This window comes from Staphylococcus saprophyticus subsp. saprophyticus ATCC 15305 = NCTC 7292 (assembly GCF_000010125.1).
In the GTDB taxonomy this organism is placed as follows: Bacteria; Bacillota; Bacilli; order Staphylococcales; family Staphylococcaceae; genus Staphylococcus; species Staphylococcus saprophyticus.
Genome location: NC_007350.1, coordinates 89,671 through 114,107, shown reverse-complemented (window position 1 = coordinate 114,107; position 24,437 = coordinate 89,671). Strand labels below are relative to the sequence as shown.

Sequence of the window (24,437 nt, the reverse complement as noted above, 5' to 3'; positions counted from 1 at the left end):
ACTAAACGTTTCTATGCATCTGTCCTTCCAGTCATTCACATAAGCCATAAAAGTGTAAACATGACAGTTGTTAACGATTTAACGCATTCATTTGAAGGACTTTTTACATGGCAACTTAAACATTATAATAACCTTTTAAACTCTGGAGAAGTGCCTGTAACAGTCACTGCTAATCACCATTTCCAATTATCTGGACTTCATTTAAATGATTTAGCAAATATACCCTTGAACGAACTTTATTTTGAATATCAGCTTTATGATAATACTGATAATATAATTGCAAATGGTATTGAATTATTTGTAAAACCTAGTTGGCAACGTACACCTGGTGTTACGCTACTCGGTGATGCTGCGCATTTAATGGCACCATCTGGAGAAGGCGCAAACCTAGCAATGTATGATGCAGCAGAGCTTGGCAAGTTAATTGTTGAATATCCAAATGATATTGAACTTGCACTTGAAAACTATGAACAAGCCCTATTTAAACGTAGTGCCGCAGAGGCCGAAGAATCTCATGAATTATTAGACTTGTGCTTAGGTCAAGATGCACCCCATGGACTGATTGCATTGTTTGAAGGTAGTAACGAACAAAACTAATAGAATTATAATTAAAATTCAGCTAAAACTTCAATACACACACTATAACCAATCCATTCTAAACTTAATCCTTTCCAGCCCGAAACGGGACAGCAAACCTGATTTAATTCAGCTGCTGTCCCGTTTTTTATTAAGTAAAGTATTATATGTATAAAATTAGCAACTAATTATAACATTCATAATTGACCTTGATTCCCCTTTGTTAACTCGCATATTAACAAATAAAAATGGTACACGAAACCAATTAATAGGACTCCGTGTACCATCTTCACTTTTATACAATTCATACATCCATATTTGAAATTATTCCTCTGAACTTTTTTCAATATCTAAAAAGTCTTTTACTGATATGGTTGTAGGACGAAATGGCTGAATTTGATTTGTAGACACAAGTTTTTCTACTTTTTCTAAAAATACCTCAATCGAATCGTCTGCAGTCACGCCTTTGAAATCTGCAAATCCATATTGCCACCATTTTAATTTAAGTAATCTTTCAATAATATGTGCTTCAAATCGATATCTTATTACTTTAGCGGGATTACCACCCACAATTGCATAAGGTGGCACATTTTTGGTAACCACTGAACCAGCTGCTACTATCGCACCATCACCGACAGCGATACCTTTTGAAGAAAACAATACATCTTGTCCAATCCATACATCATTCCCAATAACTATCGGTTCCATGCCACCGACTGTTGAGGGGCGATGATCGAATTCAACGCCTGCCGCATCAAGATAGTCATTAAATGCACAAGTATTTTTACTGTAAGTTAACATTGACGTTGTAAAACGTTCCATCGGGTGATTGCCAGCCATTCTTCTAACTTGAGCAGCGATTGAGCTATAGCGACCAACGATTGTATTAACTGGTAATTGACTATTCGTTGAACTAAAAGCACCCATAGTATGAAACACATTTCCTACAAAAAATATTGCATATTGTTCAATTTGTGCATAATTTGCTACTTTTAATGGGTGGTTATTTGACAACCTGAATTTTCCTTGCGCACTCGACATGGTATAAACATTATTATCAAAAAAGAGTTCCTTGTATGTTGGATTGACGTTGAATGTATTACAAGCATGGGATGATGTATCCACTAAATTATCTGTAAAAAATGTAATTCCCTTAATCTCTGTTGACATTACAAACCTCCACAATGATTCATTACTTAAGGTATATGTGTCCGTATGCATCTCTATAATATATAAGCCAGGTCATATTATTCCTTAGATTAATATTAAATTATTTTTTAGTTGTTTTCTACCTTAAATTGGTGTTTTACGAAAGATATATCCAATAAAAAAGACTAACCGCTTTTAAATTGAGGTGCGTCATTTGTATATAAGCTTGTTTGTCCTTTATATATTAAAAGCAATTATTTAAAATATGATTTTGTGTAAAACACTATAATGATAACATTGAAGTGAGCATCTCCTAGCGACTGATATAATGTTTTATAAAATCGTTTAATTCTTGAAGCACTTTCTTCTCCTTGTGATCAGACATCCCTATGACGCCTTTTTAAATCAAATTATTCTTTACTAATATTTAATTTATTAGCTAGAGTAATTATTGTTCAAGAAATTTGTTTAATAATAAATGTATTATGCATAAATTATCACAATAATATTTCCCAATAAAAAGATTTTTGGCAACTAATTATGTATCATGTGTGTATAATTGAATCATAACAAATAGAATCAATTATACAATTCATAAGTAGTACAATATGAGAAATAATACTCATTTTATTGAAAGTGGGTTATAAGAAAGGTGTAATCACGATGGATTTACGTATTGTAAAAACAAGAAAGGCCATTAATGATAGTTTTTATGAGCTTTTTGAACAGAAAGATTTTGATAAAATTACAGTAAAAGATATTACAGAACACGCGCAAATCGGGAGAAAAACATTTTATCTACATTATATTGATAAATATGACTTATTAGACCGTATTGTCGATAAAAAATTCAAAGCGCTCGAAGAAATTTGTGAAGCCAAAAAGAACTCGGTATGCAGCAGGGTGTTAAAATTTGGTTTGCGTTTTTTGAAGAAAACAAAGCGTTTTTCACCAAACTCTTCAGTATCCAATATTCTGATAAATATAAGAAAAATTTGCGTACTTTTATGGAAAAAGAATTCGAGAAAAAAATTCCTTATGAAGAAGGCTTAAATCAAAAATTAGATGACTATGTCTACCTTACATTTATTAGTAACGGCATGGTGCGCCTTATCGATTTATACCTCAGTGCAGACTCACCATACCAAGAAACATTAATTTCCGAAGTTTCTAAGTTAATGCAAATCATTACTGACCCGAACATAGGCTCAGAACAATAAAATTGTCTGATCCTTAACAACTTATATTAAATATGTTGCTAAGCTAATAGCAACCAACTCATCACACAGCCTAAACATAAAAATACATTACGTGAACACCTTTCACCACATAATGAAAAGTTAAACACTTCGACCTCGCTATCTCTACTTTGAAGCTTAACAATGATAATACGACAAAATATAAAAGACCTAGGCAACGCACTTTCCATGCATTTCTATGTCTTTTATACTGTATAATTTATCCATAACAATAAACCAATTCACGCTTTATAAATTTTCAATTCTAACCCTTAAATGTTTAATTTTATGACGTTCCCCATAAATACTTAATAATTTCATTAGCGACATCTCTATTCTCGTGTAATTGGCTATGTTGTGCCTGCTTACCATGATATTTTGATTCTTGATAACTTTCCGGACTACTGCTCAATAAATATTTCAATGACTTTGAAGAACTGTTCGATACACGACCGTCAGAGTGCGTGCAGTCTTCAAGATCACCATAAATATTCAACACTTTAATCTGTTTGCCTTGATAAATTGCTTTCAATTCACGCAATTGCTGATACGGTGGATTCATACGACTTGGTTTCCCTTCTTTATCCACACTGATTTCGTTAACTTGTTCATTCATATTTAAGACACCATTAAATGTCCCCGCAATATTTACTTGTTTATTCAAACGTGGTAGAGAGGCATCGTTACCATAATTCAGCATATACGTCGCAAATGATAAATTTCCCATAGAGTGACCTACAAAATTGAATTGTTTGAATTGATATTCCTTTTGTAGGGCTACCAGAACATTTTTAAACCATTTTGCATTTTTATCGTAGTCACCGTCTTTATTATTTTCCAATTCAACTTTCACTATAGGATTGATGGCATTTTTGTTTAACTGACCTTTAAACGTGACGTTACCATTTTCAGATACCACTGCGGTGATGACATCGTGAGTGACGGCTTTGTTTTCAGCTTGTTGCACCAGGAACTTCTCTGAATTGGCACTGCCACCATACCCATGTAAAAATAATGTAGGTATCGGATGATTCACGAATTTTGAGTGTGTTACCTGTTTTGATGGCTTTTGACTTACAAAGACTGCCATCACAATCCCTACTACAATAACTATCGCTATGATACTTGCTCCCCAAATCCACAATTTCTTCACTAAAATAACCTCGGTTCTCGTTTTAAACCCATTATAAAGCATGCTTCACAAAATTGGCTTGTATCTGACAAACCTCTTTTGAACATCATTTAAATTCTCTTATATTTGCTAAAATACTTTCTAAAATTTAAAATTATATTAAAAGCGCAACGCATATTACTCGTATTTGCATCATATTATTTAAAATTTCCAATGGAGTGAGATAAATGAATCAAAATATTGAACACTTAAAAAAGATTATTAAAGATGCGAATCAGATTACATTTTTCACAGGTGCTGGCGTCTCTGTCGCAAGTGGCGTGCCTGATTTTCGATCTATGGGCGGCTTGTTTGATGAGATTTCAAAGGAAGGCTACGCTCCAGAATATTTACTAAGCGCTGAATACTTACAAAATGATCCAGAAGGATTTATTGATTTTTATCATAAGCGCCTACTATTGGCAGACAAGCAACCTAATGTCGTACACGAATGGATTGCTCAACTTGAACACCATCAACGTTCATTAGGTGTTATTACTCAAAATATCGATGGACTGCATACAGATGCTGGAAGCGCGAATGTTGACGAACTTCATGGAACCTTAAACCGCTTCTATTGTATCCAATGCGAACATAAATATGATAAAGCCACAGTGATGGCAAAGCCTCTACGCCATTGCGAAACATGTGGTAGTCCAATCAGACCCGATATTGTACTTTACGGTGAAATGTTAGATCAACAGACTATTTCTAATGCGATTCAAAAAATTCAAGAAGCTGACACCTTAGTCGTCTTAGGTTCCTCTCTTGTAGTTCAACCTGCAGCAGGTCTCATTTCTTATTTTGAAGGTCAACACCTTATTATCATTAATAAGGATGCAACGCCCTATGATCGAGATGCAGATGTTGTTATTCACGATGACATGGTTGATGTAGTTAACGCGATTCGTGATTAATGAAGTTGACTAAAGGTTATATGTTGCGTTTGCACATATAAAAAAGAGAACGCGCTTTTAAACGGTGCGTTCTCTTTTTGTTTATTTTTTATATGCAAATACCTTCTAATTAATATCGAAATGGATGCGATGTCGTCACTTTTTCTAGCTTTTTATCTATCCATATTAACTATGTATTTTTTGATTTAATCCCAACTTTTCACGTAAAGTCCCTTCACTATAAGCCGCTTGAATCAAACCTCTTTCTTTTAAAATCGGAATCACTTTATCGACAAATAAATCAAACTGCGTCGGATTGAGCGGTGGCATAATATTGAATCCATCTGCTGCACCACTTGTAAACCATGCTTCCATTCTATCCGCTACATCTTCAGCAGTACCAACGACGATATGATGCCCTCTTGCACCAGCAACGTGCTTCATTACATCTTCTAAAGTATATTCATTCTTCTTCGCTGTATCTTTGATTAAGTCTACACGACTTTGTATATTGTTTCCTTTTTCTACTTCAATATTTTCAAACGGTGTATTTAAATCGTAATGACTTAAATCTGTATCACCTAAATAAGAAGATAATAACTCTATTCCCATCTCTGGCACAATGAGATCTTGTAATTCTTGGAATTGCGCTTCCGCTGCCTCGCGTGTTTCTCCAATAAATGGAAAAATACCTGGCATAATAACAATTTCATGTGCATTTCCGTGCTTTTGTTCAACTTTATTTTTCAAATTATGTGCAAACGTGATTGCATCGTTGATATCATTTTGCGCTGTAAATACAACTTCTGCATGTTTCGACGCAAATTCTGTACCCTTTTCTGAAGAACCTGCTTGTACAAGTAATGGATAACCTTGAGGTGATGCTTCAATATTTAATGGGCCTTTTACACTGTAAAATTCCCCCTGATAATTAATTGGTTCTGGCTCTTTTTCACTAAAAAAGCCTCCTGCAGCATGAAGATGTTCCGTATTAACGCCACGCCAAGAATCCCATAATTGCTTAGAAATATTCACAAATTCTTCGGCTTGATCATAGCGTAAATCATGATTTGCATTCGTAGTGCCATTAAAATTCTTCGCTGTATGATTAATACCTGATGTAACAATATTCCAACCCGCTCTGCCATTGCTGTAATGATCTAAAGACGAAAAGATTCTCGCAAGGCTAAATGGTTCTGAAAATGAAGTAGATCCTGTCACAATCAATCCAAGATTTTGAGTTTCTCTAGCTACAATAGACATTAAAGAAATTGGCTCAAACATCGTAAACATATCTGGATGCGTCTTGTTATCAAGATATAAACTATCAGACACAAATAGAAAATCAAATTTAGCTTGCTCTAACGTTTTTGCTTGTTCAATGGTTTTCGTTAAATTCATACCCCCACGTTCTAATGCATCTGGGTGTCTACTACTCGCAACATGGTGACCAAAACCAGTTAAAAAATATCCTAATTTCATTCTTTTCATCTTTATCCCTCCACACACTTATTATTCCGATTGGATTAATAGGGATAATATTACCATTCCATTATTATAGAGTCAATTAGTTATATAAACAGTATATGAAACAACTTTTTTTAAATTTAAAACAAAAATAACGATTGATGCTTCATATGCACCAACCGTTATGATTAAGAAACTTTATATTGTAATGACATTAAAATTATCGCCCATACCATCGACTAAATCACACAGCGTATATCATAAACTTGAATCAACCATCGCGTTAGCAAATCATCCTATTTAAATGATTTATTTGCGATTGAAAAATTTTTGATTAATGTGGATTCCTTGAGATACGTAACATCATAATATCTTGTCATACAATAGATAAAGAAAATGAGCGTATGTGTATCGATTCGATCTAGTAAGTATTGTGCCTTCAGCTTTTTAAATAATGCTTTCTCTGAGGCGCTACAAAACTTTTTAAAATAACCCCATATATGGCTAAATGTATTGATTACCGAACCTTTGCTAGGCTGTATGGACAGTGCATGATCAATTGCTTCTTCAACATCTCTATATTCACATTGCCCTTTAAGCATTTCTCTAATCTCATTATAGCTTTGTTGACTATGCCACATGACCTCATATTTATATGCTTTCCATAACAATTCCATTTCATGCCTATGTTTGATTATGCTCATCCCCTTATTTAGAGATTATAACTTTAACTTTCACAATAATTTAATATCACCGTACCCATATTAAACCGTTATTTAAGTATGTGTTAACACGCCATCTTCCATATGATAAACCTTGTCACAATAGGATGTAAGTCGTTCATCATGTGTAACCACAATACACGTTTTATTTTTTTCTGATGTTTGTGCTTTTAAAATTTCCATGACTTCCATCGCATTTTGTGTATCAAGCGAAGCCGTTGGTTCATCCGCTAAAATAATCGAAGGTTGTGTATATAGCGCTTTAGCAATGGCTACACGCTGCTTTTGCCCACCAGAAATTTCACTCGGCAGTTTATTTTCAATTGCTTCGAGATTGAGTTGTGACATCAACTGCTTATATTCAGTTTGACTTAATACATCTTTCTTTTGTTTAGCCAATAATTTAAACTGCTGTTTCACCGTTAAAAAAGGCACCAAGTTAGTTGCTTGAAGTATAAAGCCAATCTCCTGCATCCGCGTGTTTGCTAATGCTTTCTGAGACATCTGGGAGACTTCCTTACCATTAATGAGAATCTCTCCAGACGTCGGTGTTTGAAGTGCGCCCGCCATAGTTAGGAAAGTACTTTTCCCAGATCCTGAAGGTCCTATAATTGCAATGAGTTCAGTTTGATTAAATTTTAGTGAGGTAGGTTTCACAGCTTCTATTTTTTGGTTTCCATCTTGGAAATATTTCGTGACATTTTTAAATTCTAGCATTTATTATACACTCCTCATTTACCCTATCGCTTTCAGTGGATCAACTTTTCTTATCGTTAATATGGAGAATAGACTACCTATTAATGAAACAGCGATAAGGACAACCCCATAAATTAATAATGTTGTGGCGCTAAATTTAATCGGTACCGCACTCGGCAAGAACGCTCCTGTAATTATGGTCAATACCAGTCCAATGACCGTACCAATCAAGGCAATGATAAACGTTTGCGACAACACTACTTTGGCTAAATAACCATTTGAAAAGCCTTGTGCTTTTAATACACCAAATAAATTCGTTTTTTGTAATGTAATGACATATAAAAAGATGCCAATAACTGTAGCAGAGATGATAAATAAAAATGAAATCATAAAGTTTAACGTTAAGTTTTGCGCTGTATAACCTGGTAAGTTTTTAACGAAACTTTCGATACCAATCGCTTCTAAATTATGATTTAAATCTTTAGACTGCCAATCTTTATCTTTTACAACAACCGCATTCGTCTTATCTTCAGTTAATGACGGATTAATATTTTCAATGGTTTTGTTATTTGAAAAAAGTACCGGAGAAGCATTATATTTAGCACTTTCACTAAACCCAACTATTTTTAACTTTTCGTCGGATTGTGATAGCGATAATGTATCACCTAGTTTGAATCCCTTTTCTTTTAACGTTTCATCAACAACGACTTCATTATCAGCATTAAATTTCTTTCCATCAATCATATTCGGCACGAGAAAAGAATCATCTGTTACGCCAAATAGCAATGCATTTTCTTCATTATCTCCATTAGATACAATGACACCGGATTGCTTTAGCGTTGTTTGTTTTTTATATGTATCTGCAACATCCTTTTTATCAAACATTGATTGTTCAACCGTTTGATTCGCATCTTTGTTTAAAATGATAGCGTCTGCTTGCCATTTATCAATACCTTCTCTATTCATATTCATTAAACCACTTGCCAAACCTGATAATAGGAACAGCAAATAACTAATCATAATTAAGACACCGATAATCAGACTAAATTTCAATTTGTTACGCTTTATTTCATTCCATGCTAAAAACATAAACAACCTCCTTTCATTTATCTTATAATTTTTATGTATTTGTATTAACAACTACGGTATATTCAGTTTACCAACTAAACAACTAAAATTACAGCTTTGTACATATCGTAAACTGATTGCGCTTGTATAACATAAATAGATGCTCAGGCTTTAATCAATTTGTTAGCAGCTGTATTATGTGTAACCATTTAAAATATATAAAAATCCCCTCTCAAGTTTGCACTTATATGTGCCATCATTGAAAGGGGCATATGTTAATTAAATAATTCAAATTCTTGAAAATGGATTCAATATTTCACGAGGGGCATGATTATGCTTTTGACACACTCTTTTTCTACCATGTATGAAGTGATAGATAAAGAAAGTGACAATTAATAATACAGCCATTACTATATACATATTGCCTAACCCGATCTGATTAGTAAACAAACCTAGTATATAGGGCCCAAATCCTAAGCCTAAATCTAAACCGATAAAGAATGTTGAGGTTGCTCGCGCAATTTTTTCTTTTGGTACGACTTCGACAGATACCGATTGAGATGTAGACGTGATATTACCATAACCTAATCCTAATAAAGCACCACCAATTAATAACATCCATGCTGAATGTGAAAATGCAGTAACTAAGAAACAGATAGCCTGAAATATAATACTAGTGTATATAACTATATTTTCATTTTTTGCATCCATTAATCTACCACAAACTGGTCTTGAAAAAATTGAGACGATTGCATAGACAACGAAAAAATAACTTGAAGCTGTAATTAAGTCTCTCTCTTGCGCAAAAACTTTAATATAATTAAGAATAGAAGAATAAGAAAGACCAGCTATAAATACGATAATGGCAATTGGAATGGCTTCTTTCGCGATAAAATCTGAAACCTTAAACCCTTTATCCTCTGCTGTTCTAGCAATTGTTTCAAAAGGTACTTTCATAAATATTGCCAAAATCAATGAAATAAAACTCAATACAAGATTAAGTCCAAAGATGACTTCTATTGAATATTGTTGCATTAACAATAAACCTAAAAATGGGCCAATGGCTACACCAAGCACCATACTCAAACTAAAAAGCTGATACCTTCACCTTTTTTAGTTTCCGGTGTTATATACCCTGCTATTGATCCAGTTGAAGTTGTACAAAGCCCAAATGAAAATCCATTAATGATTCTAACAATAATTAAAAATAATAATGAAGATTCTACAAAATAAAAAACACTCGTAATTGTAAATAATACAGTTCCAATTAAGAGTACCTTTCTAGGTCCTAAACTATTGATATATTTCCCCATAACAAATCTACCCATCAGTGATCCGACTATAAATAAACCTGCTACCAGCCCAGCCGAACTATCTGAGGCATTAAATTGAGACTGCGCATAGCCTGCAATTAAAACAATCAGTAAATACATATTCAAATTAACCAAAAAGTTAACTACAAAATTCATCGTGAAATTTTTTGTCCAAATTCATTCCATATACATTGTACTATTTTCCATAAAAAATTGACTTCCTTTCTAGTTACAGTGCCTTCCCCTTAAGAATTAAACGCAACATATATATTGTCTGCTCATATTGACTAAATGTAAAATAGTTTTTAGTATATATAACATATAAGTAATTACTTATGTCATTAAGTAGGGAGCCTTATTAACCGTAACTATAAATATATTGAAACGATCATCAATGAAGGAACAATAACCAAGGCAGCCAATAAACTCTATGTTTCCCAGCCCTATCTCAGTAGTTTTATCAAAAATATTGAAACTGAGTGGAACATCATTATTTTTAATCGTAAAAAACATTCCATTACCTTTACGCCCGAAGGTCAACTTTATTATAAATATCTACAAGAACAAGAGCGACTTTATCACGATGTAACGCGAAAAATCACTAATATTTCAAACTTGAATTCCGGTTTTTTAAACATAGGTGTTACACCTACATTAGCGTTCCATATACTACATAAAATTCTGCCTAAATTTATGAATCTTTTTCCTAATATTAAAATTAACTTAATCGAAGGTAATTCCCAAGACATTGAAAAACAAGTACTAGAGGGTAAAGTCGATTTATGTCTAAATACACTACCATTATGGAATAAAAATATTCAATACACTCAAATCTATACGGAACCGATATATTTAGTTGTGCCACCTCAGCACCATTTATATAAAAGAATCCAACAAAATGAATTAAATTCCAATGAAATCATGTCACTCATATCTCACGATCACTTTATCATTCTAAAAGATAGATACGGACTTAAACAGATCATCAATAAAGTTCTAGAAACATACAACATTTACCCTAATATTATTTTAGAAACTTCAAACGTAGACAATGCCGATCGCCTTGCAATTTCTACAGGCGTCCTCACATTTATACCAAGTAGTTCTACTGAACATAATAGTGACGCCATTTACGTTGAATTAAATCAATCATTTACAAACACAGTAGTGATTGGTTATAACAAATTAGAAAATTTAACAAAAGCAAGTGATCAATTCATTGACTTAACACTTAAACAATTTAACTAAACCACTGCTAGCCACACCTATATTTAATTTTAAAAAGCGATAACTAACACAATTTTTATAGTTAGAGTTGGTGTATCGCAGTTAGCATTTTTGTCCAAATAAAATTGAAAATGTGTATAGAATTGATTGGGGAATCTTTAGCATAAATAATACTTTATATACAGCAAAACTTTGAGGAACACAAAAAACACTAAAGTCGTATGACAAAACGCCATCGACTTTAGTGTTTTTTAATTGGTTTTATAATAAATATTTTCCAGGAAATAATCTATGCGGTATTTCCACTAACTTTTTAACTTATCATACATGCTCATATAGCTAAGTAGCGAGCATGATATGCTTTAATTTCGGTCTTTTCAAATTCATTTTATGAAATAAATAAACTACAAATAAATGTCCAAATACAAACGAGAATTAACAATCCGATACTGAAACGCATTGCCATTTTCATCAGTTCTGATTCTTTACCTACTTTATTAACTGCTGCTGTAGCGATAGCTATAGATTGTGGTGATACAATCTTAGCAGTTACACCACCAGCGACATTAGCTGCAACAAGTAATGAACCTTTTGTACCAATTTGTTCAGCAACAGAGGCTTGAATTGGCGCAAACAATGAATTATTGTTTACGACGGATCCCGTCATAAATACACCAATCCAACCAAGTAGTGGTGACAATAATGGGAAGGCAGCGCCTGTTTTAGATATGCCTTGTCCCATAGCATTACTTAATCCACCATATGTTGTAATTTTAGATACTGCTAAAATGAAACAAATGGTTAACACTGAAATCCATAATTCTTTAACTGTGAGACCCAGTAAATGACCAGCCGTTTTAAAGCTCATATTTTTCGCAATAATAATTGTAATGATCGCTGTAATTAAAATCGCTGTACCTGTTTGAGCAAAGAAATTGAATGTCAGTTCATTCGGTTTATTAGTCACAGCATTCATCGTACCCGGCACATTAAAGTTCACAACAAGTGCACTTAGGGCACCACCTTTTTCAAATAAACCTTTAAATGCTGGTAAGCTCCAGATCATCACAACAATCGTTAAAATGATAAACGGGCTCCATGCATAAGTGATGTGTCCAATAGAATGTTTAGGCACGGCATCTGCTTTTTCATCTTTATTAATTCTGAAAATATTTTTAGGTTGCCATTTTTTTGAGAACAATGCTAATGCAATCATTGCTACAAGGCCAGGGATAATATCAGCCAACTCTGGTCCAGCAAAAGCTGCAATAAGCACTTGTAAAACTGTGAAAGTAACTGCCACAACTAAAGTGGCTGGGAAAGTTTCTTTCACACCTTTAAAGCCATCCATAATATACATTAATAAAAATGGCACAACGAAACTAATAAAGCCTAACGTTAAATTACCAATTAACGCTACTTGAGATGTTGTTACACCACCTGGCAAATTCAAAGTATCCACGATAGCAATCGGTATACCTACCGCACCATAAGCACCTGCTGCTGCATTACTTACTAAACAATACATCGCAGCTTGCAAAGGTTTAAAACCTAATTGTGTTAATAGTACCGCACAAATGGCAATAGGTACGCCAAAGCCTGCAGCACCTTCTAAAAATCCATTAAATACAAAGCCAATCAATAATAATTGAACACGTTGGTCTCGTGAGACACTCGCGATACTATCTTGAACAATAGCAAATTGGCCGCTTTTTGTAGCAATTTTATATAACCAAACTGCCATGATTACAATAAAGCCTATTGGGATAATCCCTTGATAAAAGCCCTCTAAAGTAGCGCCGCCTGCAATACTTCCTGGTAATTTAAAGAAAGCCATAGCAACAATAATTGTAACGATTAACGTTGTAATTGCTGCATAAACACCTTTCATTTTAAATACAGTCAAACATAATAAAAATAATATAATTGGTATTGCGGCTACAATACTTGAAAGTAGCAGATTATTAAAAGGGTTAAAACTTTCAACTAACATATTTGCTCGCTACTCCTTTATTCTGCTTGTCTTATTTCTTTTGCAATATCTTTGTAGTCAATATCCGTATTTGTAAATGCTTCATCATCGACTGCAAAATGTTGTTCAAATGTTTCAAAGTTTTGAATTTCTACCGTAACATCTGAAACTTCAAAATCCAATACGTGTCCGCCAAAATTACGGTCATCATTAGCGAAATGAACATGGAAACCTGCTGAACCAATACCATGGAATAATTCTGGTGTAAAGAAGCCTACAATAGAACCTTTGATATTTTCTTCAATTTGTTCAGGTTGTCTATTCGCTGAGTTAATCAATCTTGTATATGGTGGTTCTTGTCCTGGCATCATACGTACATGCATTTTTTTAAATGTTCCTGAAATTTTAACAGCAGAGAATAAATTTTCACTTAACATTTTTTCTTTAACTTCATCATAAACTTCTGCTGAAGATTTATTGCTCGTGCTATACGTTTTATCAGGTGTAAATCTTGATACGGTTGCATATGGTGATAATTCGTCACCTTTCAATTCTACAAATTCTTTATGTTCATTGGCATGATAAGCTTTACCATCAACGATAATCACTTCACCATCTGAACCTGTTAAAGTCGCAATACCAATGTCTCCATGTTCTAATAAATTATTGATTGAAGCAGTACCTTGTAAAAGGCCTGCCATCAATGTACCTAGTGTGCCGTGTTGATATAGTACGTTAGTCATAACTTTATTCACTCCTATTTTGATAAATAATTAATCATTTTCGCCGTTTGATTCGATATTAGTTAAAAGCGTCAGGTAACATATTTGTTGAAAGTTTGACATTATCTTTGTAATTCACTGGGATATCAATTAATACTGGTCCTTCAGTTTCGTATCCCTCTTTAATTGCCGCTTCTAATTCTTCTTGATTTGTTACACGTAAGCCTTTAGCGCCAAATGATTCAGCATATTTAACGAAGTCTACTGAACCAAAGTCTACGCCTGAACTACGTTCATATTTCATTTCTTCTTGGAATTCAACCATGTTATATTTACCGTCATTCCAAATTAATTGAATGATATTAAGATTTTTACGTACAGCAGTTTCTAAGTCTTGTGCTGAGAATAAGAAACCACCATCACCAGCAACGGATACAACTTGTGTATTAGGACGTACTAAAGCAGCTGAAATAGCCCATGGTAACGCAACACCTAACGTTTGCATACCATTACTGAATAGCAAGTGTCTTGGATTGTAACTTCTAAATTTACGTGCCATCCAAATATAGTGACTACCTACGTCTACAGTTACTGTTGTATCATCTGATAATACTTTTTGCATTGACTTAATGACTTCAACTGGGTGTAACACGCCATCTTCATGTGTTGGTTTGATACCAGTTGATTCAAGTATATGCGCTCTTAAAGTTTCTAATTCGTCTAAATGTTTTTGACTGATAAAAGGTTCATCGACTTTGTCAGAAATAAGTTCGATTGTGCCAGCAATATTACCAACCAATTCTTTTGCTGGTTGCATATGATTTGTAATTTCCGCTTGAATTTCATCTATATTAATAATTTTAGTATCTAATTCTTTATTCCAATTGCTCGCTTCATATTCAATTGGATCATAACCAATCGTAACAACGAGGTCACTTTTTCTTAATAATTCGTCACCGACTTGGTTACGGAATAAACCAACACGACCAAAGAAATGGGATTCTAGTTCACGACTAATCACACCCGCACCTTGGAATGTTTCTACAACTGGTAAATTTGTTTTTTCAACTAATTTACGGATTGCATTCGTTTCGTCTGAACTTGAACTTCTCATACCTGCTAATAATACAGGGAATTTCGCGTTTTTAATCGCTTCAATTACTTCATTAACATTTTGTTCACTTGGCACACCTAAGCTAGGTTTTTGGCAAAGTGCAATCGCTTGTGATTCAACCGGTGCAGAAATAACATCTTGCGGTATGCTTATGAAACTTGCGCCATTTTTACCTGAAGTTGCAGTTCTCATCGCATTTGTCATAACTTCTGATAATGACTCTGGATCTTGAACTTCTTCACTATATTTTGTTGAAGATTTTAATAATGCTGCATTATCAATACTTTGGTGTGTTAGACGTAATAAATCGTTACGTTTAACTTGGCCACCTAATGCTAATACAGGGTCTCCTTCTGATGTCGCTGTTAAAAGTCCAGTCGTTAAATTACTTACCCCTGGGCCACTTGTTACTAAGGCAACACCTGGTTTACCTGTTAAGCGTCCAATACCTTGTGCCATCATTGCCGCGTTTTGCTCATGACGCGTTACAATAAGTTCTGGGCCATCATCTTCAAGTGCATTGAATAAATAATCGATTTTAGCACCTGGGATACCGAATACATATTCCACACCATTATTTTTCAAAGTATTTATTACCATATTTGCTGCTGTATAATTTTTGTCAGCCATTTTACATTCATTTCCTTTCAACATTTAATGCAAAAAATCATTAATCATTGCAAGCAATTTAAATTATTCACTTAACAATGTATTAAAAATTTAATCTCATTACATTATTATGAAAAATTCATATTTAATACTCTAAATTAGCGCCGTTCACATTTAGTCCTATACCATGGCATGTCATAACGAATGATTTGCGCTGTAAATTGATTACATACTTATTATAAAACGCTGCAACATATATATAAAATACATATTATCTATCTAACCCATAGAAAAAAGTAATGGTTAGAACATGTGAAAGTTGGATAATTTGCGTGTATATGGATAACTATTATATAGGAAGTTTTTAAAATAGCTGTTATCTTTCCAGTTGCTCAATGTTGATATTAGAAAATTAAACTTTCCTACTTTAATATGTACGCACGTGTACATACGCACGTGCGTGAATAAATAAATGTACAAATATTTTGATAGTCGTGTTTGTTGAAGATTGATCGGGGTAAAATTACATAGAACTATAATTTTTCTATATTTAATTATCAATGCTATATTATGGAATGTTTGTAAATTTTCTGTTTAAATGAAGTTATACATCAATTGGATAACAAAAAAGATATTTAAAAAATTTATTTCTCTCTATGTTTTAATAGTAGAAATAAAAAAGATTCCATATTAGAATGGCACCTATAAAAAATATGTATTTTAATGATAGGTGATTTAGTATTATACTATAGTTGCAAGTTGAGATAAGGAAAGGTGATTAGATAATGGCTACTAACAAAGAGTCAAAAAGCGTTGTAATAATCGGCGCTGGGGTATTAAGTACTACATTCGGTACAATGATTAAAGAATTAGCACCAGAATGGGATATTAAATTATACGAGCGTTTAGATCGTCCAGGTGATGAAAGTTCTCACGAGCGTCATAACGCTGGTACAGGACACGCTGCTTTATGTGAATTGAATTATACAGTTAGACAACCAGATGGTTCAATTAACATTGAGCAAGCGAAAGAAATCAATGAACAATTTGAATTATCAAAACAATTTTGGAGTCATTTAGTTCAAAACAAAACAATCAGTAACCCTGAAGAATTTATTCGTCCGTTACCACACATTAGTTTTGTAAGAGGTAAAAATAACGTTCAATTTTTAAAAGATCGTTATGAAGCTATGAAAGAATTCCCAATGTTCGACAATATCGAATATACAGAAGATATTGAAGAAATGAGAAAATGGATTCCATTAATGATGCAAGGTCATAGTGCAGGTGACATTATGGCAGCTAGTAAAATTGATGAAGGTTCTGACGTAAACTTTGGTGAACTTACTCGTAAAATGGCCAAAAACTTAGAAAAACAACCTAATGTAGATGTTCAATACAACCACGAAGTAATGGACTTTAACCAACGTAAAGACGGTAAATGGGAAGTTAAAGTACGTCAACGTAACAGTGGTAGTGTAAAAACACAACTAGCTGATTATGTATTTATTGGTGCAGGTGGTGGCGCAATTCCACTATTACAAAAAACAGGAATTCCTGAAAGTAAACACTTAGGTGGATTCCCAATCACTGGTCAATTCTTAATCTGTACAAATCCAGATGTTATACAAGCACATGATGCTAAAGTATACGGTAAAGAACCTCAAGGTACACCACCAATGACTGTACCTCACTTAGATACACGTTATATTGATGGTGAACGTACATTACTATTTGGACCATTCGCTAGTATTGGACCTAAATTCCTTAAACAAGGTTCTAATTTAGATTTATTTAAATCTGTTAAACCATATAACATCACAACTTTATTAGCATCAGCAGTTAAAAACTTACCATTAATTAAATATTCAATTGATCAAATCTTGATGACTAAAGAAGGTACTATGAACCATCTTCGTACATTCTACCCAGAAGCACGTGACGAAGACTGGCAATTATACAATGCTGGTAAACGTGTTCAAGTAATCAAAGATACACCTGAAAACGGTAAAGGCTTTATCCAATTCGGTACAGAAGTGGTTAATTCTGAAGATCATACTGTAATTGCATTATTAGGTGAATCTCCAGGGGCTTCTACTTCAGTATCAGTTGCATTAGAAGTATTAGAGAAAAACTTCCCTGAATATAAATCAGAATGGACACCAAAAATCAAAAAAATGATTCCATCTTATGGTCAATCATTAATTGAAGATCCTGATTTAATGAGACGTACACGTCAACAAACTTCTAAAAGCTTAAACCTAAACTATTATAGTAAATAGTAGTTTAATGCATAATAATTTTAAAGGATTGTGAAAAAAATGAAAAAACTATTAGTAGTTTCAGTAATCGGCGCTATCGGTTTTTGCGCTTTAAAACGTTATCAAAAACACGTGAATAAAGCACCGAATATCGAATATTAAAAACAACTAACAATTGTAGGGCTTCAATTGAGAGTTTAGAACGACCCCCACTCTTAATTGTAAAAAGACTAATTCGCTTGAGCGAATTAGTCTTTTTTTATATTTCCAATCTTCTTAATCATGCTTCGAATTTCATTACACTTCTCTCAAACCAATTCAAAATACTCAAATTAATAAAATTCATATTTCCCAAAATTCATTCCAACTATATTCCAAATATAATTTTATATAGTATTATTTTTATATATTAATCATTTCATAAAAATTAGGAAGCTCATATGACAGAATATCTATTGTTATTAGGTGCAGATCAGTTTTTAAGAGAACATGCTTACGCTGGTGGCAAAGCAATCGGTGATTTTCAAATATGGACAGCAATTCAAAATGCAAAATATAAGTACAATGCGTATTTTGATTTTTGCATTGATGCCAATCCTTTAAGCTATGAAGAGATAAAGAAAGAGATAGCATATTATCAAATTCAGGGGTACGAACCAAAAAGCATCGTCCCCTTAAATGATTGGACATTAGAAGTAGCTAATCAATTAAATCGAGACTACGGTTTGCCTTACCTTGAACCAAAGGTTATTAAAGCTTGCAGAAACAAGCACATCATGAAATCCTTATTTGAAAAAGCAAACATTCCTACAGCAAAGTCGATACAATTTAATGATGCAACAGAATTGAAAGAATGTATCAAAGAATTTACTTTCCCAGTAATTATAAAACCAATGGATTTTGGAGGCAGTGATGGGGTTTACTTAGCAAATAACGAAAAAGAATGCATGGATGCCTATAGAAAATCGAAACAAATTATGGAGACTTATGCTGATACCTTTCATGTATCTAAAAATAAATTTCTGATTGAAACATTTATTGATAGTCATGACGAAGTTTCAGTTGAAGTGTTGTGTGGTCATCATTTTTATGAGGTCATTACAGTTACCGAAAAATATTTATCTCCCAGACCATGGTTTACTGAAATGGGTCATTTAGTCCCAAGTCACAGATATAAAAATGAAGATATTAAAAACCTTGCAATCCGCACGTGTCAGACTTTAGGTATTACGCGAGGCGTTGCTCATGTGGAAATAAAAATCAAAGGCGACCAACTCTATGTCATAGAAGCTGCTGCTAGACCTGGTGGTGACGCTATAATGGACTTAGTTGAAAATGCTTATGATATGAACCCTTATCAACTCCATATTTCTATGTACATTAATAATAAAGTTAAATCAGCAGATATATTCACACCAAAACGTACGTCTGCTATCGCTTTTATGAAAGCTAAAAAAGGTAAGATACAAAATATTAACTATCCTGATATAGCCAATGATTCTGAAATAAAAAAAGTAAATTTATTAAAGGGTATTGGAGACAATGTAACCGATCCTGAAAATTGGAGCAGTCGTGAAGGACTTGTGTAGTTTAGCTGGCCTGAATTATCGACTACAAAAACTTTCAAACATATTCATAAAGCCAATGAACTGGCATCTAAAATTTTTGATTGTAGTGATGCGCATCATGACTAATTATTTAATAATCACTGCATTATACCGTTTTATCTGTTTAGCCTACCTAATTCTTTGCTTAGCAATTAGAAGTAGAAATAAGATGATGCATCTTACCTCTATAAACGAATCATCTCCACCCAAGTCATCTGTAAAATTAATACATTATTTTATGAGCATGCTGATGTGGCCAATATTGGGAACAATTAACTTTATGCTACCTACGCTTACAACTTATAAAGGCGGTGAAGTTCATGAAGTCGCGCTATTAGACAGTGTTTTAGGTATAGGCATGGCTATCATTGGTGTACTATTTAGTAAATTTATTTCAAGTAAGTGGATGCATTTATTATTCATCCTCAGTATTGTAATCACTATCTCATGGTATGTATTAGAAGATATACTCTTATTTAAATTAGTTTTAATGTTACTATTCGGTTTAACTTTTGGTGGTGCTAGAATTATTTTCAGAAAAATGATTGTTACAACCTATGCGAGCCATACTGTAAAACACATTTATTCCCTGGGAAATGCTTTAGGTCTCCCTATTCTCGCGCTATGTATTTATTTAAGCATATTAAATTTAAACTTTGTTTGGTTACCATCATTTATTTTATTAATTGTATTACTCTTTTTGCTTAAAATTGGACATCATGAAAGGATTTCATCGCATGAAAAATCACCTAATTGAAAAGAAAGATATTTATAACATTGTATCTTACTCGCAACAAGAAATTAATGTCGAAAAATTGTTTGATCAACTTTATGGAATGATAACTTACATGCTAATTTCACCTTGTATGAAATTAGCTTTTTTATTGTACATTATCCTACGTTCAGTCTAACTTCAGACAAACCGTATACTTACCTAACGCTTGTATAAGTCTATAGTTACAGTGAATGATCCGCTCCTTATTATCATTCATCTATTGTAAAGACTTTTCAAATATATTCACTGTTGCTATTAATTTTTCTTAGAAACTTTTCCTATTATTTATCATTTAAAGTGCTGATTCATTAAATTTTACCGCAAATGCCAAATGCCATATCTCTTATAAAAGCACTGTGATGCTTTTCAGATTCATTTGTTAGATCATTTAAAAATTGTTCAATAGAAAAAGATGATTTAACTACCTGACGTTCTTTCATTCTGGTAGCCATGATATCTATAAGCCACTTCAAATCATTATCGTCTGAGGTTTGAATCACTGCTTCTGAGATAAATTCTACAGGCACTACGCCTACTTTTTGAAATAATATATAAAGTTTTTGGCCAATATGAATATCGCCACCTTCACTTTCTACAGTTTTCCATACTAGTTGAATCGCTTTTTGATGCATTGGTAAATTATCTGCGCCTACACCGCCATTAATAGCATCACTTTCTTGAAAACAGAATATGCCATTAGGTTTCAAATGACCTTTCAATACATTTAAAGCTTCATATGCACCTGGTAAATACATCAAAACTCTTCTACCCACAATTGCATCAAACTTGCCAATGTCTTTAGGCAAATTATAAATATCACCTTTAATATATTTTACATTCTCAAATTGATTATTTTCTTCAGCCATATGAAGCATATCTTGGTTCATATCCACACCAATTACTTCACCTTGGTCACCAACTTTATTTGCAACAATTTGAGTAACCTCGCCCGTAGCGCAACCTACGTCCAGTACGCGCATTCCGTTTTGGATCGATGCTTTTTCTAATAATTTAACTATAAAATCATTTCTCTTTTGCATATTTCATCCTCCTAATCTCTGATATATCATTATTTTTATTATTAAAAAATACCGTGAATCTAAAACTTTAAAAATTTTCTTTATTTTTACTTGAAAAATATATTGCTATACTAAATAGCACATGTATATAATATTGAATAAATACGTTAGCGTTAACTTTTTACACAAATAACAGTAAGGGGACAGATTAAGTGAACAAAAGTTTATATAAATATGTTTACCACTTTATATCATTATTAATGGCACATGTTATTTCCAACAAAGATAATATTTTGACTTTTATTTTCAGCTAATGTTGGAACCACATTATAAAAATCTGAATACTTCATCGTTACAAAAATCACGTCATATATATCCTGTTCTGAAAGTGTGTTGATCGTTGGTATATATTCAATTGTCGTCTTTCTTTGTAATAAATGTTTAAGTTTTAGTCCTTTTTGATTCAATTGTTCTAAAGTTTTCCCTCGTGCCAACATTGTAACAGTATTTTCTTTTGATTTATTTTTATTTTTTAATTAGAAAAAATAAATTACTTATGAAAACATTAACTTTAATTGGTAATTACTCTATGGGGATATACTTAGTACATCCTTTAGTAAAATGGCTTGTATTAAAAATTTCAATTTTTGATAATAGAGATAGCATACTGTTATATGGTCTTTCATACATCATTATCGTCGGTTTATCTGTACTAGTTATTCATTTACTTATTAAAATTCCAAATGGAAACTATATCGTACCTGTCCCTAGAAAACCAAAACTTAAAAATAATCTCACTCAATATTTCAGAAGTAAACCATCATCATAAATTTACTGTTTTCCATCTAATCAAATTCATTTCACTATTAATATAGCGAAAAGCAATATAGCTTCCTTGACACCACACGTCAAGGAAGCTATATTTTGACTTTGTAGGAGAACGAAAACCGCATAAAAGACGTATTTACTGAAAAATACATTAAGTTGCGCTATGCCCCCACTACTATAAAAATAACTACTATTCACAAGCTACTTTTTAAAATCACCCCCAAAAAAAATTGCACAATTTATACAACTTTTAAAAACTATTCCATAATTACTGGTTTTAATCGTATAATAAATAACAAAAGTTAATTGTTGTCACAAAACACAAAAAGCAACTATTTATATTTACACAACTAGAGGCTAATTACAAAATTTCATCAAATTATAAATCTTATGAACATAGAAAGGGATATGAAATGAAAGTTATAAAAAGTAATAAAGTAACAAATAAATTTAAAGTAAGTATACTTATAAGTACATACAATAAAGAGAAGTTTATTGAAAATACGTTAAATAATATATTGGCACAGACAATGAATAAAAATGATTTTGAATTAATCATTGTAGATGATTGTTCCACAGATAATACGCTTGATATTATATCTAAAAAGATTGAAAGTTTTTCTAATTATCAATTTGTTCAATTAGATGAAAATTCAGGAACACCTGCCAAACCTCGTAATCTATCAATCGATTTAAGCAAAGGTAAATACATTATGTTTGTAGATGGCGATGATTGGTTACCTTCAGATGCCTTGGAAAATTTATATACGCTTTTAAAATCAAATAAAACTGACTATGCTACAGGTCTTACAAAATATGTATATAGTGATCGTATTGCACGTAGTGGTGTTGCCTTATCTAAAATTGCATATAATAAAATTGGTTTGAAAAATTTTAGAAAATCATTTTATCATTTAGCGCCTGCTGGTAGGATGATGAAATCTAGTGTTATCAAAAAAAATAATATTCGTTTCCCAGAAATGATATTTGGAGAAGATTTACAATTTTTCGCTGAAGTGTTTTTTAACACTAAAAATATCAGTACCACACAAGACGTTGTTTATTGTGCTAATCGTTATGACGAAAATATTTCTTTAGTAAAATCTGAAGCATCTACCGTGCTTAATCGTATAAAATGGCAAAATGAAGCCTACCGTTACTTAACAAAAAAATACAAAAACAATAAAATTTTTGCTAACTTATTATACCGAATTATAAACAAAGATATTTTAGAAGGTAAATTTTATAAAAAAGGATTCATTAAAGAAATTGATACATTACTTCCTGTCTTTCAAGATATTTTAAATACGATAGATAATGATTTTAATTCTTTGGACTATGCAGATGACACATTGAATCAACATGCCTTAACGCTCATTAAAAATGGTGACAAAGAAGAGATTATAGACTTTGTTAACTTTTATTTAAAGAAAGACGAGAAGCCACTTTACCTTTCAAACGATAAATACTATTACGTCTATAAAGAAAATAAATATAAAAAAAGAATGCATATCATATTGCAAAAAATAATCAAAAAAGATGAAAACATATTTTTAAAACTCTACTCTAAAAACTCAGAATTAAAATATCTTGAAATAAAAAATAGAAAAGATCCAACCAACTATACAGTTCTAGAGATTAAAAAACATCTTTTCAAAACTGGAGAATACACAGTTCAATTCAAAGCAAATGAACTTTCAAAAGGTAAATTAGCACTGACAGTACTTGATAAAGATTTAAATGGAGCTGCTATTAAATCAGGTATGCAATTCGATTTTTATGAGACTGTTAACGGAAATCTCGGTTATATTAAGAAATGATACTTTTATCCTCCTTATTATAGATTTAATGATACGTCCTAACTATCAAAATAAATCAATCAGTAAAATTTAAAAACGACAGTTATAACCTGTAGTTGAAGCGATGTCATAACACATAGCCAGTAACAAATAAAATACTTATAGATGCAAAAAGGCGAACCCACTAGGATTCGCCTTTATTTATAAT

21 protein-coding genes and 2 pseudogenes are annotated in these 24,437 nt (G+C 32.5%); 11 read left to right on the top strand and 12 right to left on the bottom strand.

Annotated features, from left to right (window positions below; genetic code table 11):
* Positions 1–60 precede the first annotated feature (60 nt).
* Entirely contained in the window at positions 61–597 is a 537-nt protein-coding gene (locus tag SSP_RS12915) for an FAD-dependent monooxygenase (RefSeq protein WP_011302097.1), read from the top strand.
* A 303-nt stretch (positions 598–900) separates the two neighbouring features.
* On the opposite strand, the gene SSP_RS13255 is transcribed toward SSP_RS12915, so the two are convergent.
* Positions 901–1,746 carry a CatB-related O-acetyltransferase gene (locus tag SSP_RS13255; protein WP_011302096.1) on the bottom strand — a complete coding sequence of 282 codons (846 nt, stop codon included), beginning with the start codon at positions 1,744–1,746 and terminating at the stop codon, positions 901–903.
* 642 nt (positions 1,747–2,388) lie between these two features.
* On the opposite strand from SSP_RS13255, the pseudogene SSP_RS13315 reads away from it, so the two are divergent.
* Positions 2,389–2,502, top strand: a pseudogene (locus tag SSP_RS13315) (TetR/AcrR family transcriptional regulator); the annotation flags it as partial.
* 116 nt (positions 2,503–2,618) lie between these two features.
* Complete coding sequence (locus SSP_RS13310) at positions 2,619–2,945, top strand: TetR/AcrR family transcriptional regulator C-terminal domain-containing protein (RefSeq protein WP_119497705.1); 327 nt, start codon at positions 2,619–2,621, stop codon at positions 2,943–2,945.
* 304 nt (positions 2,946–3,249) lie between these two features.
* On the opposite strand, the gene SSP_RS00470 is transcribed toward SSP_RS13310, so the two are convergent.
* Positions 3,250–4,053 carry an alpha/beta hydrolase gene (locus tag SSP_RS00470; RefSeq protein ID WP_103314667.1) on the bottom strand — a complete coding sequence of 268 codons (804 nt, stop codon included), beginning with the start codon at positions 4,051–4,053 and terminating at the stop codon, positions 3,250–3,252.
* Positions 4,054–4,322: 269 nt separating this feature from the next.
* On the opposite strand from SSP_RS00470, the gene SSP_RS00465 reads away from it, so the two are divergent.
* Complete coding sequence (locus tag SSP_RS00465; RefSeq protein ID WP_011302093.1) at positions 4,323–5,051, top strand: NAD-dependent protein deacylase; 729 nt, start codon at positions 4,323–4,325, stop codon at positions 5,049–5,051.
* A gap of 165 nt (positions 5,052–5,216) precedes the next feature.
* Here SSP_RS00465 and SSP_RS00460 read toward each other — a convergent pair whose 3' ends face one another.
* The 5 genes and pseudogenes from SSP_RS00460 to SSP_RS00440 form a co-directional block, all read right to left on the bottom strand.
* Positions 5,217–6,521, bottom strand: coding sequence for an LLM class flavin-dependent oxidoreductase (locus SSP_RS00460; protein WP_011302092.1), 1,305 nt, complete (start codon positions 6,519–6,521; stop codon positions 5,217–5,219).
* A 272-nt stretch (positions 6,522–6,793) separates the two neighbouring features.
* Positions 6,794–7,174: a YbgA family protein gene (locus SSP_RS00455; protein WP_170178155.1), complete on the bottom strand. Its 381-nt coding sequence runs from the start codon at positions 7,172–7,174 to the stop codon at positions 6,794–6,796.
* 99 nt (positions 7,175–7,273) lie between these two features.
* On the bottom strand, positions 7,274–7,936 hold the full coding sequence (locus SSP_RS00450; protein ID WP_011302090.1) for an ABC transporter ATP-binding protein: 663 nt from the start codon (positions 7,934–7,936) through the stop codon (positions 7,274–7,276).
* Between the two features lie 18 nt (positions 7,937–7,954).
* On the bottom strand, positions 7,955–9,004 hold the full coding sequence (locus SSP_RS00445; RefSeq protein WP_011302089.1) for an ABC transporter permease: 1,050 nt from the start codon (positions 9,002–9,004) through the stop codon (positions 7,955–7,957).
* A gap of 267 nt (positions 9,005–9,271) precedes the next feature.
* Positions 9,272–10,452 (bottom strand): annotated as a pseudogene (locus SSP_RS00440) (MFS transporter).
* 201 nt (positions 10,453–10,653) lie between these two features.
* Between SSP_RS00440 and SSP_RS00435 the strand changes: the two are divergent.
* The gene (locus tag SSP_RS00435) at positions 10,654–11,544 is read left to right on the top strand and encodes a LysR family transcriptional regulator (RefSeq protein ID WP_226956111.1); all 891 of its coding nucleotides are present in this window, start codon (positions 10,654–10,656) and stop codon (positions 11,542–11,544) included.
* 367 nt (positions 11,545–11,911) lie between these two features.
* Here the strand turns inward: SSP_RS00435 and SSP_RS00430 are convergent, their stop codons facing one another.
* The 3 genes from SSP_RS00430 to alsS are packed head-to-tail and all read right to left on the bottom strand — an operon-like array spanning position 11,912 to position 15,961.
* Complete coding sequence (locus SSP_RS00430) at positions 11,912–13,516, bottom strand: L-lactate permease (RefSeq protein WP_011302085.1); 1,605 nt, start codon at positions 13,514–13,516, stop codon at positions 11,912–11,914.
* 17 nt (positions 13,517–13,533) lie between these two features.
* Positions 13,534–14,238 (bottom strand): acetolactate decarboxylase, encoded by a 705-nt coding sequence (gene budA / locus SSP_RS00425; protein WP_011302084.1) that lies wholly within the window; start codon positions 14,236–14,238, stop codon positions 13,534–13,536.
* Between the two features lie 58 nt (positions 14,239–14,296).
* On the bottom strand, positions 14,297–15,961 hold the full coding sequence (alsS, locus tag SSP_RS00420) for an acetolactate synthase AlsS (RefSeq protein WP_011302083.1): 1,665 nt from the start codon (positions 15,959–15,961) through the stop codon (positions 14,297–14,299).
* A 764-nt stretch (positions 15,962–16,725) separates the two neighbouring features.
* Between alsS and lqo the strand changes: the two genes are divergently transcribed.
* The 4 genes from lqo to SSP_RS00405 all read left to right on the top strand — a co-directional run bounded on the left by lqo (position 16,726) and on the right by SSP_RS00405 (position 20,565).
* Positions 16,726–18,222, top strand: a complete 1,497-nt coding sequence (lqo, locus tag SSP_RS00415) for an L-lactate dehydrogenase (quinone) (protein WP_011302082.1) — start codon at positions 16,726–16,728, stop codon at positions 18,220–18,222.
* Between the two features lie 39 nt (positions 18,223–18,261).
* Positions 18,262–18,363 (top strand): SE2200 family small protein, encoded by a 102-nt coding sequence (locus SSP_RS12705; protein WP_019468545.1) that lies wholly within the window; start codon positions 18,262–18,264, stop codon positions 18,361–18,363.
* A 278-nt stretch (positions 18,364–18,641) separates the two neighbouring features.
* Positions 18,642–19,790, top strand: a complete 1,149-nt coding sequence (locus SSP_RS00410; protein WP_011302081.1) for an ATP-grasp domain-containing protein — start codon at positions 18,642–18,644, stop codon at positions 19,788–19,790.
* Positions 19,791–19,887: 97 nt separating this feature from the next.
* Complete coding sequence (locus SSP_RS00405; protein ID WP_226956102.1) at positions 19,888–20,565, top strand: hypothetical protein; 678 nt, start codon at positions 19,888–19,890, stop codon at positions 20,563–20,565.
* Between the two features lie 326 nt (positions 20,566–20,891).
* Here the strand turns inward: SSP_RS00405 and SSP_RS00400 are convergent, their stop codons facing one another.
* Positions 20,892–21,623: a class I SAM-dependent methyltransferase gene (locus tag SSP_RS00400; RefSeq protein WP_011302079.1), complete on the bottom strand. Its 732-nt coding sequence runs from the start codon at positions 21,621–21,623 to the stop codon at positions 20,892–20,894.
* Between the two features lie 236 nt (positions 21,624–21,859).
* On the bottom strand, positions 21,860–22,096 hold the full coding sequence (locus tag SSP_RS00395; protein WP_231844706.1) for a 2-dehydropantoate 2-reductase N-terminal domain-containing protein: 237 nt from the start codon (positions 22,094–22,096) through the stop codon (positions 21,860–21,862).
* A gap of 62 nt (positions 22,097–22,158) precedes the next feature.
* Between SSP_RS00395 and SSP_RS12905 the strand changes: the two genes are divergently transcribed.
* Together SSP_RS12905 and SSP_RS00390 are read left to right on the top strand one after the other, a co-directional pair.
* Positions 22,159–22,431, top strand: a complete 273-nt coding sequence (locus tag SSP_RS12905) for a hypothetical protein (RefSeq protein ID WP_174887872.1) — start codon at positions 22,159–22,161, stop codon at positions 22,429–22,431.
* A gap of 412 nt (positions 22,432–22,843) precedes the next feature.
* Positions 22,844–24,250 (top strand): glycosyltransferase family 2 protein, encoded by a 1,407-nt coding sequence (locus SSP_RS00390; protein WP_011302077.1) that lies wholly within the window; start codon positions 22,844–22,846, stop codon positions 24,248–24,250.
* Positions 24,251–24,437: the final 187 nt, after the last annotated feature.

Excerpts from the sequence above, each read along its gene's own strand:
- SSP_RS00390 (WP_011302077.1), top strand. The coding sequence starts at position 22,844 with ATGAAAGTTATAAAAAGTAATAAAGTAACAAATAAATTTAAAGTAAGT.
- SSP_RS12705 (WP_019468545.1), top strand. The coding sequence starts at position 18,262 with ATGAAAAAACTATTAGTAGTTTCAGTAATCGGCGCTATCGGTTTTTGC.
- lqo (WP_011302082.1), top strand. The coding sequence starts at position 16,726 with ATGGCTACTAACAAAGAGTCAAAAAGCGTTGTAATAATCGGCGCTGGG.
- SSP_RS00450 (WP_011302090.1), bottom strand. The coding sequence starts at position 7,936 with ATGCTAGAATTTAAAAATGTCACGAAATATTTCCAAGATGGAAACCAA.
- alsS (WP_011302083.1), bottom strand. The coding sequence starts at position 15,961 with ATGGCTGACAAAAATTATACAGCAGCAAATATGGTAATAAATACTTTG.
- SSP_RS00470 (WP_103314667.1), bottom strand. The coding sequence starts at position 4,053 with ATGGCAGTCTTTGTAAGTCAAAAGCCATCAAAACAGGTAACACACTCA.
- SSP_RS00445 (WP_011302089.1), bottom strand. The coding sequence starts at position 9,004 with ATGTTTTTAGCATGGAATGAAATAAAGCGTAACAAATTGAAATTTAGT.
- SSP_RS12915 (WP_011302097.1), top strand. The coding sequence starts at position 61 with ATGACAGTTGTTAACGATTTAACGCATTCATTTGAAGGACTTTTTACA.
- SSP_RS00405 (WP_226956102.1), top strand. The coding sequence starts at position 19,888 with ATGACTAATTATTTAATAATCACTGCATTATACCGTTTTATCTGTTTA.
- SSP_RS00410 (WP_011302081.1), top strand. The coding sequence starts at position 18,642 with ATGACAGAATATCTATTGTTATTAGGTGCAGATCAGTTTTTAAGAGAA.
- SSP_RS00400 (WP_011302079.1), bottom strand. The coding sequence starts at position 21,623 with ATGCAAAAGAGAAATGATTTTATAGTTAAATTATTAGAAAAAGCATCG.
- SSP_RS00430 (WP_011302085.1), bottom strand. The coding sequence starts at position 13,516 with ATGTTAGTTGAAAGTTTTAACCCTTTTAATAATCTGCTACTTTCAAGT.
- SSP_RS00460 (WP_011302092.1), bottom strand. The coding sequence starts at position 6,521 with ATGAAAAGAATGAAATTAGGATATTTTTTAACTGGTTTTGGTCACCAT.
- SSP_RS00465 (WP_011302093.1), top strand. The coding sequence starts at position 4,323 with ATGAATCAAAATATTGAACACTTAAAAAAGATTATTAAAGATGCGAAT.
- SSP_RS00455 (WP_170178155.1), bottom strand. The coding sequence starts at position 7,174 with ATGGAATTGTTATGGAAAGCATATAAATATGAGGTCATGTGGCATAGT.
- budA (WP_011302084.1), bottom strand. The coding sequence starts at position 14,238 with ATGACTAACGTACTATATCAACACGGCACACTAGGTACATTGATGGCA.
- SSP_RS13310 (WP_119497705.1), top strand. The coding sequence starts at position 2,619 with ATGCAGCAGGGTGTTAAAATTTGGTTTGCGTTTTTTGAAGAAAACAAA.
- SSP_RS12905 (WP_174887872.1), top strand. The coding sequence starts at position 22,159 with ATGAAAACATTAACTTTAATTGGTAATTACTCTATGGGGATATACTTA.
- SSP_RS13255 (WP_011302096.1), bottom strand. The coding sequence starts at position 1,746 with ATGTCAACAGAGATTAAGGGAATTACATTTTTTACAGATAATTTAGTG.